14 protein-coding genes are annotated in these 15521 nt (G+C 61.1%); all 14 read left to right on the top strand.

Annotation, left to right across the window (positions count from 1 at the left end):
- The first annotated feature begins 5 nt into the window (after positions 1 to 5).
- Positions 6 to 617, top strand: a complete 612-nt coding sequence (locus G494_RS0100990) for an SAM-dependent methyltransferase (protein WP_028583015.1) — start codon at positions 6 to 8, stop codon at positions 615 to 617.
- 182 nt (positions 618 to 799) lie between these two features.
- Positions 800 to 1549, top strand: coding sequence for a YebC/PmpR family DNA-binding transcriptional regulator (locus tag G494_RS0100985; RefSeq protein WP_028583014.1), 750 nt, complete (start codon positions 800 to 802; stop codon positions 1547 to 1549).
- 21 nt (positions 1550 to 1570) lie between these two features.
- Positions 1571 to 2062, top strand: coding sequence for a crossover junction endodeoxyribonuclease RuvC (ruvC, locus tag G494_RS21320; protein WP_232362455.1), 492 nt, complete (start codon positions 1571 to 1573; stop codon positions 2060 to 2062).
- 84 nt (positions 2063 to 2146) lie between these two features.
- Complete coding sequence (ruvA, locus tag G494_RS0100975; protein ID WP_028583013.1) at positions 2147 to 2797, top strand: Holliday junction branch migration protein RuvA; 651 nt, start codon at positions 2147 to 2149, stop codon at positions 2795 to 2797.
- A gap of 7 nt (positions 2798 to 2804) precedes the next feature.
- Positions 2805 to 3851: a Holliday junction branch migration DNA helicase RuvB gene (ruvB, locus tag G494_RS0100970; RefSeq protein ID WP_028583012.1), complete on the top strand. Its 1047-nt coding sequence runs from the start codon at positions 2805 to 2807 to the stop codon at positions 3849 to 3851.
- Between the two features lie 1111 nt (positions 3852 to 4962).
- The gene (gene mraZ, locus G494_RS0100960; protein ID WP_028583011.1) at positions 4963 to 5418 is read left to right on the top strand and encodes a division/cell wall cluster transcriptional repressor MraZ; all 456 of its coding nucleotides are present in this window, start codon (positions 4963 to 4965) and stop codon (positions 5416 to 5418) included.
- Positions 5419 to 5433: 15 nt separating this feature from the next.
- The gene (gene rsmH / locus G494_RS0100955; protein WP_035245025.1) at positions 5434 to 6351 is read left to right on the top strand and encodes a 16S rRNA (cytosine(1402)-N(4))-methyltransferase RsmH; all 918 of its coding nucleotides are present in this window, start codon (positions 5434 to 5436) and stop codon (positions 6349 to 6351) included.
- Positions 6352 to 6391: 40 nt separating this feature from the next.
- The gene (locus G494_RS0100950; RefSeq protein ID WP_153305712.1) at positions 6392 to 6751 is read left to right on the top strand and encodes a hypothetical protein; all 360 of its coding nucleotides are present in this window, start codon (positions 6392 to 6394) and stop codon (positions 6749 to 6751) included.
- A gap of 3 nt (positions 6752 to 6754) precedes the next feature.
- Complete coding sequence (locus G494_RS0100945) at positions 6755 to 8608, top strand: PASTA domain-containing protein (protein WP_084456240.1); 1854 nt, start codon at positions 6755 to 6757, stop codon at positions 8606 to 8608.
- Between the two features lie 5 nt (positions 8609 to 8613).
- Complete coding sequence (locus G494_RS0100940) at positions 8614 to 11649, top strand: UDP-N-acetylmuramoyl-L-alanyl-D-glutamate--2,6-diaminopimelate ligase (RefSeq protein WP_028583007.1); 3036 nt, start codon at positions 8614 to 8616, stop codon at positions 11647 to 11649.
- Between the two features lie 6 nt (positions 11650 to 11655).
- Positions 11656 to 12735 carry a phospho-N-acetylmuramoyl-pentapeptide-transferase gene (gene mraY / locus G494_RS0100935; RefSeq protein ID WP_028583006.1) on the top strand — a complete coding sequence of 360 codons (1080 nt, stop codon included), beginning with the start codon at positions 11656 to 11658 and terminating at the stop codon, positions 12733 to 12735.
- Positions 12732 to 14171 (top strand): UDP-N-acetylmuramoyl-L-alanine--D-glutamate ligase, encoded by a 1440-nt coding sequence (gene murD, locus G494_RS0100930; protein ID WP_028583005.1) that lies wholly within the window; start codon positions 12732 to 12734, stop codon positions 14169 to 14171. The genes mraY and murD overlap by 4 nt, the downstream gene beginning before the upstream one ends.
- Positions 14168 to 14392 carry a hypothetical protein gene (locus G494_RS0100925; protein ID WP_028583004.1) on the top strand — a complete coding sequence of 75 codons (225 nt, stop codon included), beginning with the start codon at positions 14168 to 14170 and terminating at the stop codon, positions 14390 to 14392. The genes murD and G494_RS0100925 overlap by 4 nt, the downstream gene beginning before the upstream one ends.
- A gap of 1 nt (position 14393) precedes the next feature.
- Positions 14394 to 15476, top strand: a complete 1083-nt coding sequence (gene murG / locus G494_RS0100920) for an undecaprenyldiphospho-muramoylpentapeptide beta-N-acetylglucosaminyltransferase (protein ID WP_028583003.1) — start codon at positions 14394 to 14396, stop codon at positions 15474 to 15476.
- Positions 15477 to 15521 lie beyond the last annotated feature (45 nt).

Raw genomic sequence — 15521 nt, 5'->3', positions numbered from 1 at the left:
AAACTATGCGTAAACCCCAGGATTTTTATTTCAACAAGGCCAAGAAAGACAACTATCCGGCCCGCTCGGTCTATAAGCTGGAAGAGGTCCAGCAGAAGTATCGTTTTTTAAAGAAACGGCAACGGGTCATCGATTTCGGCTGTCATCCGGGCAGCTGGAGTATCTATGCCGCCGAGGTGGTCGGGGAGCAGGGGGTGGTGGTGGGAGTGGATCTGCAGCCAACGGATATCCCCCAGCAAAAACCCAATGCCGAAATCCATTGGCTCTGTTATGATGTCTTTGCCGATGATCTGGTTGAAGAGCTGCGCAGGCAGTGGCAGGGTTTCCATGTGGTGCTCAGTGATATGGCGCCCCGAACCACCGGCAGCCAGTATGCCGATCACCAACAGTCCATGCGTCTGGTCCGCAGGGTCTTGGAACTGTCCCGCTCCCTGCTGCACGAAAACGGGACCTTCTACTGTAAGGCCTTCCAGGGGGAAGACTTTCCCCAGGTGGTGGAGGAGTGCAAGCCCTTCTTTCAGACGGTCAAGGTGGTCAAGCCCAAGAGTTCGCGTAAGGAGAGTCGGGAGGTCTTTATTCTCGGCCGTGGTTTTCGTCCCAGGGCCCAACCGGCCTGAGCCATCGGCAGCAGGAGCTGCAGCCGGGGGGAGAGGGATTGCACTGCATAATCATAATGGCGTAAGAGATGGGGCTCTTGGACAGGCGGCTCGGGCTTTCTGCCGAAAGAGGCAGAGGGGATCGCTGTTCACGCTCATCTGGAGATAAATAGAATAAATAGAATCAAAGAGGGAGTCAGTCAGTGTCAGGACATTCAAAATGGAGCACGATCAAGCGGAAAAAAGGGGCCATCGATGCCAAGCGCGGTAAGATCTTTACCAAGCTGATCAAGGAGATCACCATTGCCGCCAAGATGGGCGGTGGTGACCCTGACGGCAATCCAAGACTGCGGAGTGCGATCATCTCTGCCAAGTCAGAGAATATGCCCAAGGACAACATTGATCGGGCCATCAAGAAGGGAATCGGTGACCTGGACGGAGCCGTCTATGAGGAGATCCTCTATGAAGGTTATGGCCCCGGCGGGGTGGCGGTACTGGTGGAGACCATGACCGACAACAAGAACCGGACCGTGGCTGATATCCGTCATTATTTTGCCAAGTCCGGGGGGAACCTGGGTGAATCGGGCTGTGTGGGCTGGATGTTTGACAAGAAGGGCACCATCACCGTGGACAAGGAAGGGGTGGATGAAGAGACCCTGATGGACATCGCCCTGGAGGCCGGAGCCGAGGATGTGGTGGAAGAGGAGGATGGCTATCAGGTCCTGACCCTGCCCGAGGACTTCAACGACGTGGTGGAAGGGCTGGAAAAGAGCGAGGTCAGCTGCAGTGAGGCCGCCATTACCATGGTGCCGCAGAACATGGTGGATGTCAGCGAGGAAAAGTCGGCCAAGTCCCTGCTGCGTCTCCTGGAAAATCTGGAAGATCACGACGATGTGCAGAAGGTGCATGCCAACTTCGATATTCCCGACGAACTGATGGAAGCCCTCTCCTGAGAGGGAGCCTGAGCCAAGCCGGTGATACGTATCCTCGGGATTGATCCGGGCTCCCGGGTGACCGGCTACGGGGTGATTGCCGCACGGGGCCATGAACTCGGTTTCATTGCCTGCGGCACCATCCGCACCACCCATGAGGCGGATTTTTCCAGGCGGCTGGCCATCATCTTTGAGGGGATCTCTCAGGTGGTAGCCAGCCACCAGCCCCAGGTGGCTGCGGTGGAGGAGATCTTTGTCAGCCGTAACCCCGGTTCCGCCCTCAAGCTCGGCCATGCCCGGGGTGCCGCCATTGTCGCGGTGCAGCAGTACCCACTCCAGGTCTTTGACTATACCGCCCGTAAGGTCAAGCAGACCATCTCCGGCTATGGGCAGGCCGACAAGGCCCAGGTGCAGCAGATGGTCCAGGCCCTGCTGGAGTTGGATGTAACCCCCTCAAGCGATGCAGCCGATGCCCTGGCCGTGGCCATCTGTCATGCCCAGCATCTGAGCTATCAGCAAAGTTTCAGCCGATGAGAAGAACCGACCCCTGATGATGCCTATTTCTTTCGTTCCTTCCCGCTCTTTTGTTCAGCGGCCCTTCCCTGCCTGGTCCACACCATGATCGCCTCCCTAAACGGTATCCTCAGGTTCAAAGATAACAGTGCGGTCATCCTCGATGTCCAGGGGGTGGGCTACGAGGTCCTGATCTCGGCCCGCACCCATGACACCCTTCCCCGGGTGGGCGAGGAGTGTTTTCTCCTGATCCATACCAGTGTCCGCGAGGACTCCATCACCCTCTACGGTTTCGGCGACCAGGAGGCCAAGGAGCTCTTTCTCCTCCTGGTGACGGTCTCCGGCATCGGTCCCAAGCTGGCCCTGGCCATCCTCTCCGGTCTGGGCTTGAGCGAGCTCTGCAGCGCCATCAGCATGCAGGATCATGCCAGGCTCACCTCCATCTCCGGGGTGGGCAAGAAGACTGCCCAGCGCCTCTGTGTGGAGCTGGCGGAAAAGGTCACCGGCCTGGGGTTGGGCGGTGGAGTCTCGCCGGCCCTTGCCAAGGCCGGGGCAGCCCCCGGGACAGTGCCAGGGGGAAACGGTATGCAGGATGCGGTGTCTGCCCTGGTCAACCTGGGTTATCCCCAGCACCTGGCCTGGCAGGCCCTGCGCCAGGTGCAGCAGCGGCATCCGGAAACGGCGGATCAGCTGGCCGTGGAGGAGCTTATCCGCCTGGCCCTCCAGGGCCTGGCCCAGGCAGGAGCAGGCAGGTAGGTGAGCCATGAATTTTGAAGAAGAGTGCAGCGGCAAACGTTTGCTGGCCGGCGACGAGCGGGAGGGTGATCTCCAGCCTGAGCTGGAGATTCGGCCCAGGCGCCTGGATCAGTATATCGGTCAGGAGCGGCTCAAGGAGAGTCTGCGGATTTTTATCCAGGCGGCCCGTCGCCGTAACGAACCCCTGGACCATGTCCTGTTTCACGGTTTTCCCGGCCTGGGCAAGACCACCCTGGCCTATATCATTGCCCAGGAGATGAACGCCGGGATCAAGGTGACCTCAGGCCCGGTGATCGAGCGGCCCGGCGACCTGGCCGCGATCCTGACCAGTCTCCAGCCCGACGATGTGCTCTTTATCGACGAGATCCACCGGCTCAATCACGTGGTGGAAGAGATCCTCTATCCGGCCATGGAGGACTACCAGCTTGATCTGGTCATAGGTCAGGGACCGGGGGCGCGTTCGGTGAAGATGGATCTGCCCCGTTTTACCCTGGTGGGGGCCACCACCAGAACCGGCCTGCTGACCCCGCCCCTGCGGGATCGCTTTGGGGTGATCCTTCGCCTGGACTACTACAGCCCCGAGGAGCTGAAGACCATTATCCAGCGGACCGCCGGCCTGTTCCGGCTCAGGATCGACGAGTCGGGCGCCCTGGAGCTGGGCAAGCGTTCCCGGGGCACCCCCAGGATCGCCAACCGCCTGCTGCGGCGGGTCCGGGATTTTGCCGAGGTCGGGGGCCATCCGGTGGTGACCGCCGAGGTCGCCGACCAGGCCCTGAATATGCTCAATGTGGACCGCCTGGGCCTGGACGAGATGGATCGCCGTATTCTTCTCACCCTGATCGAGAAGTTCCAGGGCGGCCCCATCGGCCTGGAGACCCTGGCCACTGCGGTCTGCGAAGAGAAAAACACCCTGGAAGATGTCTATGAGCCCTTCCTGATTCAATCCGGCTTCCTGATGCGTACCCCCCGTGGTCGCATGGCCACCGAGGCGGCCTACCTCCACTTCGAGTATACCCCGCCCCAGCGGCTCCACCAGGGCCGCTTGTTCGAGTAAGGGGATCGGAGCGCAGGCTGAGCCGGTCTTTGCCTCCTCTTTTCCTGTTCCTGTGTCTCCCTCTCTTTTCTCAGTATATTCTAATTTTTCAAAAGGGCCTAACAACGCATCTCCTATACAAGAAGGTTGGGACCTAAGCTCGCCTGTTCCAAGATTCAAAAAATCGTGAAGATGTTCATTGGCATAATCTGATCCTCACCTTCAGGCCCAAAAAGTATGAGGGATGTCCCTTCCGAATAGTCCCATACGATGAGGAGCACTATCCCTGCGGGAGATCTCCTGGCTGGTTTTAATAGAATTCATTATGGATATATCAATTTTGCCGTCATGCCCGCGCAGGCGGGCATCCAGCTAAAAAAAGGTTCCGGTTCCTTTCCCCCTCTCCGTCATGCCCGCGCAGGCGGGCATCCAGCTCTTTACACCAATCTCTCATATAACCACTGGGGGGGATTCCTGCTCTGCGTTGTATTTCTCAACTTTTACGCCATTTTTTGCCTATACTTCTGCTTGATTGTTATCTGTTCCCAGATACGCTGCCTTAGTAGGTCGTTGCTCACACCGGTGTAGAATGTCCCATTTCGTATGGTCGTCAAGGTGGAGGGATTAGGGGGCTTCATGGTTCCCCCCAAGACTGGATTCCCGCCCTACGGGGGAATGACAACCAAACAATGGATGACAGGGAGGGGAGAGGTCCCCGCTGCTCATGCCTTGGGAGATCCGGATGGACCCCCTTTTTTCGTCTTCCCCACTTTGCACCCCCCTGCTTCGTCACCCTCTAGTTTAAAAAAAATGAGTTGATCGTGCGCTCGGGAGAGCAACTGTCTTTCTCTAAAAGTTTCTGGATTTCAGCCCCTTGAGAAGGGAACGTCGCTTGGTCCCCTGCTGCTCTGCTCGATCCTGGGATTACGTCCATCGCTCATGTGGTGGTGGCGACCCCTGGTGAGCCACTATATATGGTATGTTGCCCCCTTAGTCTCCAGGGGGCAACATGCTGATCTTCTGATGATTTGTCCTTGACGCTCTTTTCTGCTTGGTATACAACGGGTGTATGGTGGTGCAAAGTGGTTAAAAGGGGGTGCGTCGCTCCTGAAGATATGCTCTGAAGGAAGACATGGCAGAATACAGGTTTCGCAGTCGCTCAGAACACACCCTAGACACCAAGGGACGGCTGAACATTCCCAGCCGGTTCCGGGAGGTGTTGCGCGAGATCTATAGCGAAACCCTGATTGTCACCAACTGGGACAACTGTCTTCGTGCCTATCCGCTCAGCGAATGGGAAGAGCTCGAAGAAAAGCTGATCGACCAGGGGAGGATGCAACCTGGTTTTGCCGACTTTGTCCGCTACGTCATCTCCGGGGTCACCGAGTGCACCCTGGACAGGCAGGGCAGGATTCTCCTGCCGGGCACCCTGCGCAGTGAATTTGAGATAGAAAAAGATGTGGTCCTCAACGGGATGCTGCATCATTTTGAGATCTGGGAAAAAAATGCCTGGGCCGCAGAACGGCTCAAGACCAGAAACAGATTTTCCGACTTCAGCCCAGGGCTTTCCTCCCTGGGTATCCTATAGCCTTTTGTCCTTGTCATGGTAACCGAGAACAGCACCTTACATGTGCCGGTGTTGAGCCGGGAGATCCTTCACTGGCTGGCCCCTGTGCCCGGTGGGGTGTACGTGGATGCCACCCTGGGGCTCGGCGGTCACAGCGGCGAGCTGCTCAGGCATACCCCGCCGGTTGGCGGCGTCTATGGCTTTGAGTGGGATAAAGACGCAGCGATCCTGGCCGGTGAGCGCTTGGGCGGCCACGGGGAGCGCTTTCATCTGGTCAGTGCCTCATACGCCAACCTGGTGGAGGAGCTGGAGCGACGGGGAATCCACCAGATTGACGGTTTGATTGCCGACCTGGGGGTCTCTTCGCTCCACCTGGACCGGGGAGAGCGGGGTTTTACCTTTCGTCAGGACGCCCCCCTGGATATGCGGATGAACCAGGAGGGGGGGCTGACCGCTGCCGAGCTGGTCGCCAGGTTGAGCGAGGCAGAGCTGGCAGATGTGTTTTATCACTACGGTGAAGAGCGCCAGGCCAGACGGATCGCCCGCTACCTGGTTGAAGCCCGGGCCCAGGCCCCGGTGGTGAGTACCGGCCAGCTGGCGGAGATCGTGGCTCGGGCCATACCGCTGAAGTATCATCCCAAGAAGATACATGTGGCCACCAAGGTCTTTCAGGCCCTGCGGATCGCCGTCAACGGAGAGTTTGACAACATCCTTCGACTGTTGACCACCGCTCCCCAGGTCCTGGCCCCCGGAGCCCGGATCTGTATCATCAGTTTCCACTCCCTGGAGGACCGGATGGTGAAAAAGACCTTCAGCGAGCATCCCGCATATCAGGTCCTGACCAGAAAACCGGTACAGGCCTCGGTCGAAGAAGTGCACGACAATCCGCGTTCGCGCAGCGCCAAGTTACGGGTGGCCCAGCGAACAGAGGCTGCGGATCGCAGCCGGAGTTGAAGCCCTGTTGAAGCCCTATCGAGCCCAAGGAGGAGGTGTTATGATAGTAAATTATAATGTGAGAACCTATCGACCCGTTCACCGCCCCGTTGTGATGCGTCAACGGCCTGCAGCCAAGACCTTTCTGCCGGCAACAGCCGAGTTGCGCAGGGCCCTGGCAGTGATGGTGGTGGCGGCCCTGCTGGTGGTGCTTGCGGCCAGTCAGCTCTTTTCCTGGCAGATTGGACGGGTCCAGCTTGGTATGGCCCAGCTGGAGCAGCAGGGGCGTCAGTTGGCCGAGGAGCAGGCCCTTCTTCGGGAGCAACGGGACAGGTTGATCTCGGCGCGACATATTCAGGCCGTTGCCGGAGCCCGCTTAGGACTCTTTGTCCCGAAAAAAGGTCAGGTTCATTCCATGTGATCCATGGTACGTACGATTTCTCCCAGTCAAAAGAAACAGAGGAAACGACAACGACTCTATCTGCTCCTTGCTCTCGTCCTGTCGGTCAGCGCTGCCATTGCCCTTCAGCTCTTCTCCCCATCCCTCCGGGGTGTCGGCAGGTCAATGGCCTCCCTGGTCAACAGCCTCTTGCAGAGATCAGCGGGCGAGTCGCCCGCTGATGCTGTTTTAAGGGGCACGATCTACGATCGTTCCCTCAGGGAACTGGCCGTATCCTATCGCCTCTTTCGCCTCTATGTGCATCCGGCAGAGATCGAGGATCGCCATAGGGTGGCCGAGGCCCTGGCAGCCATTGTCGGCGAAAAGAGAGAGATCCTGGAGGTGCAACTCAGGAGCCGTCAGCGGGTGGTGGAGCTTGCCGACGACCTGGACCGTGACCAGGCCGCGGCGGTAACGGCTGCGGGCCTTGCAGGGGTCTATGCCAAGGCCGAGGAGGTCCGTTTTTATCCCGGCCATACCCTTGCCTCCCATGCCCTCGGCTTTGTGGGCGAGGGGACGGGCCTGGCAGGGATCGAAGGCGTCTTTGATACGGTCCTCCAGCCCGGAGAGTTCCGCAACGCTGCTGCAGCGGCCATTGATTTCAAGGAGGAAGAGAAACTGGGGCGGACCACCACGGATCTGATCCTTACCCTGGATATTGAACTCCAGAAACAGTTGGAGGCAAGGTTCCGAGACTACCTGACTCAGCAGGATGCAGCCAAGGGCATGGGGGTGTTGCTCGAGCCGTTCAGCGGCAGGGTCCTGGCGGTGTTGAACCATCCCTCCTTTAACCCCAACTACTTTTGGCAGGCCGACGAACGGGTGCAGCGTAACCGGCTCTACCACCGTTATCTGCATAAAGGCTTGATCCAGGGCTTGATTACCCGGGCCGCCGCCATCGAGCGTAAGGGCCTTTCTGCCGGCAGGCTGCTCCCCCGAACCGTGGGGGCCCCTGATTATGGTTTGAGCCCGGAAGAGGTGGCTGAGTTTGAGCAAGGGCTCCAGCTCTTTGCGCCGGTGAGCAACAGCTGGAGCAGCTCCACGGATCCTGCTGCTGTACTTGGCTTCGGCTCCACCAGGACCGCCCTCAGCGCTGCCCAGATGGGGGTTGCCCTGGCCAGTCTGGTCAACGGCGGCTGGCGGATTACCCCCTATATGCTGGCTGGTCTCTATGATCATGCCACCGGGGCCAGGTACCCCCGGCGGGGAGACAGTGTGGAGCGTCGCCATGTCTTGGATCCGGCCGCAGGGGTGGTCATTCGTCGGGAGCTGTTTCGATCCGATCGAGCCGAGAGCAGGGCAAAGGCCGGCAGCAAGGTGGTCAGCGTCACCTCCTCCCATGTGGGTGTTGAGCTGGAAGATGGTCTGTCCCGCTATCTGATGCAGGAGCTCTATGTGGGCATGATTCCGGCGACCAGGCCGAAGTACCTCCTGATCATGGCCGTGGAAAAAGATCGGCTCTACCCCCTGCCCAGCCGCCGGGGCAAGAAGCGGATGCGGCTTGCGGCCATTGGCGAGACCATGCTTACCCAGCTGGGGGCGAGCACGCCCCGGGAAGAGAACGGTTTTCCCGGGGGCAAGAGCCGCGAGAATTTGCGTCGTTTTTTTATCAGTAAACGCCTGGACTTCCAGGAACCGGAGCAGGTGGTCAGTGCGCCACCCCTGGCCATGCCCCAGGTCACCGGTCTGAGTCTGCGTAAAGGGCTGCAGCGACTGAACCGCCATCGCCTTCGTCTTCGGATCAGCGGCAGCGGCACCATTGTTGATCAGCAACCTGCGCCAGGGGCATCCCTGCGGGGTATAGATGAGTGTATCCTCACCTTGGAGTCGGAAATTTAAGACCTATGCATCATGACCTGGAAACCATATTGGCCGGGGTGGCGAACCCCCAGCTCTCCCGGGAAGAGACTGGCGCTTCCACAGCGGTCAGCCACCTGACCTGCAGCAGCTCCGAGGTGGGCCCGGGTACGCTCTTTGTGGCCCTTGAAGGGAGCCGGCTCGATGGCCATGATTTTATAGATCAGGCCTTTGCCCGGGGAGCGGTGGCCGTGGTGGCCCGCCGGGGAACGATTCACTCCAGAAACGGCGGAGGACCCCGGGAACTGATCATCGAGGTCGATGATCCCAGGTCTGCCCTGGCAGAGATGGCCGCAGCCTGGTATGATCACCCGGCCGAGGGCCTGGTCACCATCGGGATAACCGGCACCAACGGTAAGACCACCTGCACCTGGCTGCTGGAGCAGCTTCTGGTCCAGGCAGGGCATACCCCCGGGGTGATCGGCACGATCAACTATCGCTACCGTCACAACCATGAGACCCGGGTGATCTGCGAGGCCCCCCTGACCACCCCGGATCCCCTGACCCTGCAGCGCTTGATCCGGGAGATGGCGGACCAGGGGGTGAGCCACCTGATCATGGAGGTCTCCTCCCATGCCCTGGATCAGCACCGCTTGGGCAGTCTCTGTTTCGATGTCTGCGCCTTTACCAACCTGAGTCGCGATCATCTCGATTATCATCAGAGTTTTGCCGCCTATTTTCAGGCCAAGCAGCGGCTCTTCCAGGAGCATCTCAAGCCTACAGGCACGGCGGTTGTGGTCACCGAAGACTGCGGAGGCAGTGAAAACTGGGGTCAGCGTCTGTACTCCGCCCTGGAGGGCTGTTCCCGACTCTGCTGCGGTTTCGGTCCTGGCCATGAAATCCGGGCCGCAGAGCTGGTTCAGGATGCAGCCGGCAGCCGTTGTCGGCTGCGGGTAGGGGGAGAGGAGGGCAGGCTCCAGGCCCCCCTGATCGGTCGATTTAATCTGCTCAATATCCTGGTGGCAACCGGGGTGGGGCATGCGCTTGGTCTGGATCTGGCCACCATGATCACCGCCCTGGGCGGCTTGGAGCAGGTCCCGGGCCGGATGGAACGGGTGGTGCTCAACCCCCTGCAGGCCGAGCGGCAGCCGGTGATCCTGGTGGATTATGCCCACACCCCGGATGCCCTGGAAAACGTTCTCAAGACCGTCCGGGAGCTCGGGCCCAAACGCTTGATCTGTGTCTTTGGCTGTGGCGGCGACCGGGATCGGGGCAAGCGGGCCCAGATGGGAGCGGTGGCGGGCCGTTATGCCGATCTCAGCGTGGTGACCTCGGATAATCCCAGGGGCGAGGCCCCTGGGCAGATCATTGCCGACATCCTCCCCGGCCTCGCCGAGAGCGGCAGCAGCCGGCAGCAGTCGATCACTGCGGCTCTGGGCCGGGACACGCCGGAACGCACCTTTGTCGTTATCGAGGACCGGCGTGCGGCCATCGTCCAGAGCTGTGCCCTGGCAGAGCAGGGGGACTGGATCGTGATCGCGGGCAAGGGCCATGAACAGTATCAGCTGGCAGCCGGGGAGAAACTCTTCTTTGACGATCGCCTGGAGGCCCTGAACGGACTGGTGGCCTGGACCCCGGCCGAGCTGGCCGCAGCCACAGGGGGTGAGCTGCTCGCTGCTGCAGAGGCGCAGGTCTTTGCTGGGATCTCCACGGATTCGCGTCGGATCGGAGAGGGGGACGTCTTTGTCGCCCTGCGTGGTGAACAGTTTGACGGCCACCGTTACCTGGATGCGGCCTGCAGCCGGGGGGCGGCGGCCCTGATCGTCGAGCGGGAGCCGCTTAAGCTGCCCCCCGGGGTCCTGGTCATCCGGGTGGAGGATACCCTCCGGGCCCTGGGAGATCTGGCCGGCTATCGTCGGCAGAAGCTGGGGGCTCGCCTGCAGGTGGTGGCCATCACGGGCAGCTCCGGCAAGACCACGGTCAAGGAGATGACTGCCTCGATCTTTGCTGCCCAGGAGAACGAGGGAACCGGCCCCATGGATCCGATCCTCAAGACCGGCGGAAATTTCAACAACCTCATCGGCCTGCCCCTCTCCCTGCTGCCGGTGCAGCCGAGCCATACCACCGCCATCCTGGAGATGGGGATGAACAGCTTTGGAGAGATTGCCCGACTCACCGCCATTGCCGAGCCGGATATCGGCTGCATCACCAACGTCCAGCCGGCCCACCTTCAGGGGTTGGGCAGCGTGGCAGGCGTGGCCAGGGCCAAGGGCGAGTTGTTTGCCGGCATGGGGGCGGAGAAGGTGAAGGTGATCAACTGCGATGACCCCCATCTCCGCAGGCTCAGCCGCAGGGTCGGCGGCCGCCAGCTGGGTTTTGCTGTTACCCCGGCGGGCAGGAAACTCCGGCCAGGAGTCAAGGTCACCCGGGTGGTCAACCTGGGGGCCGCAGGCAGCCGCTTTACCCTGGAGCTTGAGGGGTGGAAGGCCCGGCTGCAGCTCCGGGTTCCAGGGCTGCATAATGTCAGCAATGGTGCTGCCGCTGCTGCCATTGCCCTGGCAGCCGGTGTTGCCCCTGAGGCCATCGTTGCCGGCCTGGAACGTTACCAGGCCTTTGATAAACGGATGGCCGCCCAGATCCTCCCCGGCGGGGTCCAGGTGGTCAACGATACCTACAATGCCAATCCTGCCTCCATGGAGGCTGCCCTGCGGGCAGTGGCCGCCTTTGGTGAAGGGTGCAGCCGGGTTGCCGCCCTGGGCGACATGCTTGAGCTGGGTGAGGCCGCAGGCCCTGCCCATGAAGAGCTCGGCCGCCTGGTGGCAGAGCTTGGTTACACCATGCTGGCCGTGACCGGTGCGCAGGCGGAGCAGGTGGCTGCAGGGGCACGGGCCGCCGGGATGGCAGCCAAGGATATCCACTGTTTTTCCACTCCCACGGACATTGCCGGCTGGCTCTATCAGCTGGTGACCAACGGGGTGATCAGCCAACGGGACTGGATCCTGGCCAAAGGTTCCCGGGGCATGCGAATGGAAACCATGATTGAGGCCTTGGAAGGCTACTTAACCCCAGAGTTGGATCTCTAAATAGTAATGTTGTATAATTTTCTCTATCCCCTCTATACGGAGTACAGTTGGTTGAATGTATTCCGCTATATCACCTTTCGCTCCATCGGCAGCTCGGTGACCGCCTTTCTGGTGCTCTTTGTGGTGGGCCCCTGGTTTATTGCCTGGTTAAAGAAGAGGCAGATCGGCCAGGTCATCCGCGAGGATGGGCCGGAGTCCCACTTTTCCAAACAGGGCATTCCTACCATGGGCGGGATGCTTATTCTCTTTGCCATGACCTTCTCCACCATGATCTGGGCCGACCTGACCAATGGCCTGGTCTGGCTGCTTCTCGGGATCTGCCTCTTCTTCGGGGCCATCGGCTCGGTGGACGACTGGAAAAAGATCCGTAAGGGCAACTCCCGGGGGCTCACTGCCAGGGAAAAACTGTTGCTGCAGATTGTGGGCGCCTCCATGGTCGCCCTCTACCTCTTGCTCCATCCCGAGTATGACGGTCGCCTGAGCCTGCCCTTTTTCAAAGGCATTCAGCCGGATATGGGCTGGTGGTACATTCCCCTGGCAGTGCTGGTCATCGTCGGCGCCTCCAACGCGGTCAACCTCACCGACGGCCTGGACGGCTTGGCTGCAGGTCCGGTGGTGATCAGCGGCTCGGTCTACCTGCTCTTCTCCTACGTGGCAGGCAACATGGTGATGGCCGAGTATCTCCAGATCCCCTTTATCCAGGGTGCGGGCGAGGTCGCGGTCTTTTGCGGGGCCCTGGTCGGGGCCTGTCTGGGCTTTCTCTGGTTTAACACCTTCCCTGCCCAGATCTTCATGGGCGACGTGGGCTCCCTGGCCCTGGGCGGGACCCTGGGAGCGGTCTCCATCATCATCAAGCAGGAACTGCTCCTGGCCATTGTCGGCGGCATCTTTGTGGTGGAGGCCCTCTCGGTGATCCTCCAGGTCGGCTACTACAAGCTGAGCGGCGGCAAGCGCATCTTTTTAATGGCGCCCATCCATCACCATTTTGAGAAGAAGGGCTGGGTCGAGCCCAAGGTGGTGGTCCGCTTCTGGATCATCTCCATCATCTTAGGCCTGGTTGCCCTGGCAACCCTGAAGCTGCGATGAGCATTCCGTTGACTCCCGGAAAGAGAGGGGTGGTCCTGGGCTGCGGCGCGGCCGGGCTATCGGTGGTCCGCTTCCTGCTCGCCCATGGCCAGGAGGTGGCCCTGTCCGACCGTGGACCGGCAGAGGCCCTTGACCCGGGACAGCTTGAAGCCCTGGAGCAACTGGGCGTAGCCCTGGAGTGGGGAGAACATAGCAGGGGGTTTGTTTTGGAGAGCGACTATATCGTCCCCAGCCCCGGGGTCCCCCTTGATATCCCCATCCTCCAGGCAGCCGCTGCCCGAAATATTCCGCTCCTGGGTGAACTGGCCCTGGCAGCCGGACGTTTCCAACTGCCGGTGATCGCCATAACCGGCTCCAACGGCAAGACCACGGTCACCGAACTGGTGGGCGAGCTCCTGGCTGCCCAGGGGATTCGCACCTTTGTCGGCGGGAATATCGGTACCCCCCTGTTGGATTTTTTCGTCGATCCGGGAGGGTACCAGGCCGTGGTCCTGGAGCTGTCCAGCTTTCAGCTGGAGCTGGCCGGAGACTTCAGGCCGGAGATAGCTATGATCCTCAATATCAGCCCGGATCACCTGGACCGGCATCATAGCCTGGAGGCCTATATGGGAGCCAAACTCAAGCTCCTTGCCAAGCAGCAGCCCGGGGATATCGCCATCCTGGGAGGAGATGATTCCCGGCTCGATCAGGCAGGGACAGCTCCCGGGGTTGCGCTCTATCGTTTTGGCCATGGTGCCACCAGTGAGGCCAGGGTCTGCGGCGATATCATCGAGCTGACCCTGGAACGAGATGCGGCTCGGTCAGTACCTCCGCCGGAACGCTACCGGCTGGAGCAGACCAGCCTGGCTACGGCGGTGAATCGCCTGAATGCGGCAGCCGCGCTCCTGGCCGTCCGCCTGCTGCCGCCCCTGCTGAGGACGCCGGCTGCAGGGGCAACTGATATCGGGCCCGAAGCGGTCCAGCTCGGCCTGGCTGGTTTTCAGCCGCCGCCCCATCGGATGGCAGAGGTGGCCATGATCGACGGGGTGCGCTACATCAACGACTCCAAGGCCACCAATGTCGGGGCCCTCCAGGCCGCCCTGGCAGGGAGCGAACAGCCGCTCATCCTCATCGCCGGCGGCCGGGACAAGGACAGTGACTTTCGGCCCCTGGCCGAGCTGCTGGCGAGCAGGGTCAGGCATCTGGTCCTGATCGGCGAGGCCGCCGCCAAGCTGGCCGCTCTCTTCAGGGGGCGGCTGGCAATCAGTCAGGCCTCCTCCATGGAGGAGGCGGTGGCGCTGGCCAGCGGGGTCGCAGCTCCCGGCGACTGCGTCCTCCTTGCCCCGGGTTGTGCCAGCTTTGATATGTTTCAGGGCTATGGCCATCGAGGCGAGGTGTTTAGCCGCTGTGTGCTCCAACTCAAGCAGGAAACAGAAACCGCAAAGGAAGGGAGATGACCAGAGTATGTTGTATCTGCAAGAAAGTAGAGCATGCCGGCAACTGGGGCTATCCCGACTCCAAGTCCGGGGTTGAGCGGTTCAGCCACGGCTACTGCCCTGCCTGTTTTTCCCGGGTGATGAGGGAGATTGACTCCTTTATCGTCAGCCGGCATCCGCTCGTGGTTCACGGCCGTGGTGAAATCTACTGTCATCACCCTCTGCTCGCGGCGGCCAAGTAAGATGCGTCTGGTGGTAAGCGGAGGCGGAACCGGCGGCCATCTCTTCCCAGGCCTGGCCGTGGCCAGGGGGGTGGAGCAGCGCCTGGCCTCGGCCGAGGTCCTCTTCATCACCACGGCCCGGGCCATGGACCAGGAGATCCTCCGCAGATCAGGACTCTCGACGGCGGTTATCCGCTGCAGCGGCATCAAGGGGGCCGGGTATCCGGCCAAGGTCCGCAGCCTGCTCCGTCAGCCTCTGGCCGTGTTCCAGGCCCTCAGCTTGCTCAGGGGCTTTCGGGCCGAGCTGGTCCTGGGGGTGGGGGGCTATGTCACCGGGCCGGTGCTCCTGGCGGCTAAGCTGCTGGGCCTGCCGACCTGTATCCATGAACAGAACTCGGTACCAGGCCTGGCCAACAAGCTGGCCGGCCGATTGGCTGATCGGATCTGTACCTCCATCCCCTGCGGAGAGGTTTTTCCTGCCGCCCGGACCGTCCTGACCGGTAACCCGGTTCGCGAGCAGATCCTTGCCCTGGCCGGCCGGGAGCGGGAGGAGCATGATCCCCCTGTGCTCTTGGTCCTTGGCGGCAGTCAGGGTGCCCACCGGGTCAATCAGCTGGTGGTTGAGGCCGTGGCAGAGCTGGTACAACGAGGCCTGCGCCCCAGGATGATCCATCAGACCGGGGAAATGGATCATGCCCTGGTGAAGGAGGCATACCAGGGGCTGGGGCTGGAGGCCGAGGTGCAGCCCTTTTTCACCGATATGGCCGCACTCTATGCTGCCGCCGATATGGCGATTTCCAGGGCCGGGGCCACCACCCTGGCCGAACTGGCCGTGGTGGGCCTGCCGGCCCTGCTCGTTCCCTATCCCTATGCAGCCGATGATCATCAGTGGTTTAACGGCCTCCACTATGCCGGCTCAGGGGGCTGCCTGCTCAAGCGGGAAGAGGAACTCAGTGGCACCGGTATGGCCGATCTGCTGGAACCCTGCCTGCGGGATCAGGCGACCCTTGAGCAGATGGCAGCCTCCATGGGGCAGCAGGGCATACCCGAGGCCACGGAGCGGATCGTAGACCAATGCGTGGAACTGCTCAGCCGCCGGAGCTGAGCAGGATACCTATCATAACCAGCGAGCAGAGCGAGTAGAGAAGAG

It is taken from the genome of Desulfogranum mediterraneum DSM 13871 (assembly GCF_000429965.1).
GTDB lineage: Bacteria > Desulfobacterota > Desulfobulbia > Desulfobulbales > Desulfobulbaceae > Desulfogranum > Desulfogranum mediterraneum.
The sequence above is the reverse complement of the archived record's forward strand: the minus strand, read 5'-3'. Positions and strand labels throughout refer to the sequence as shown.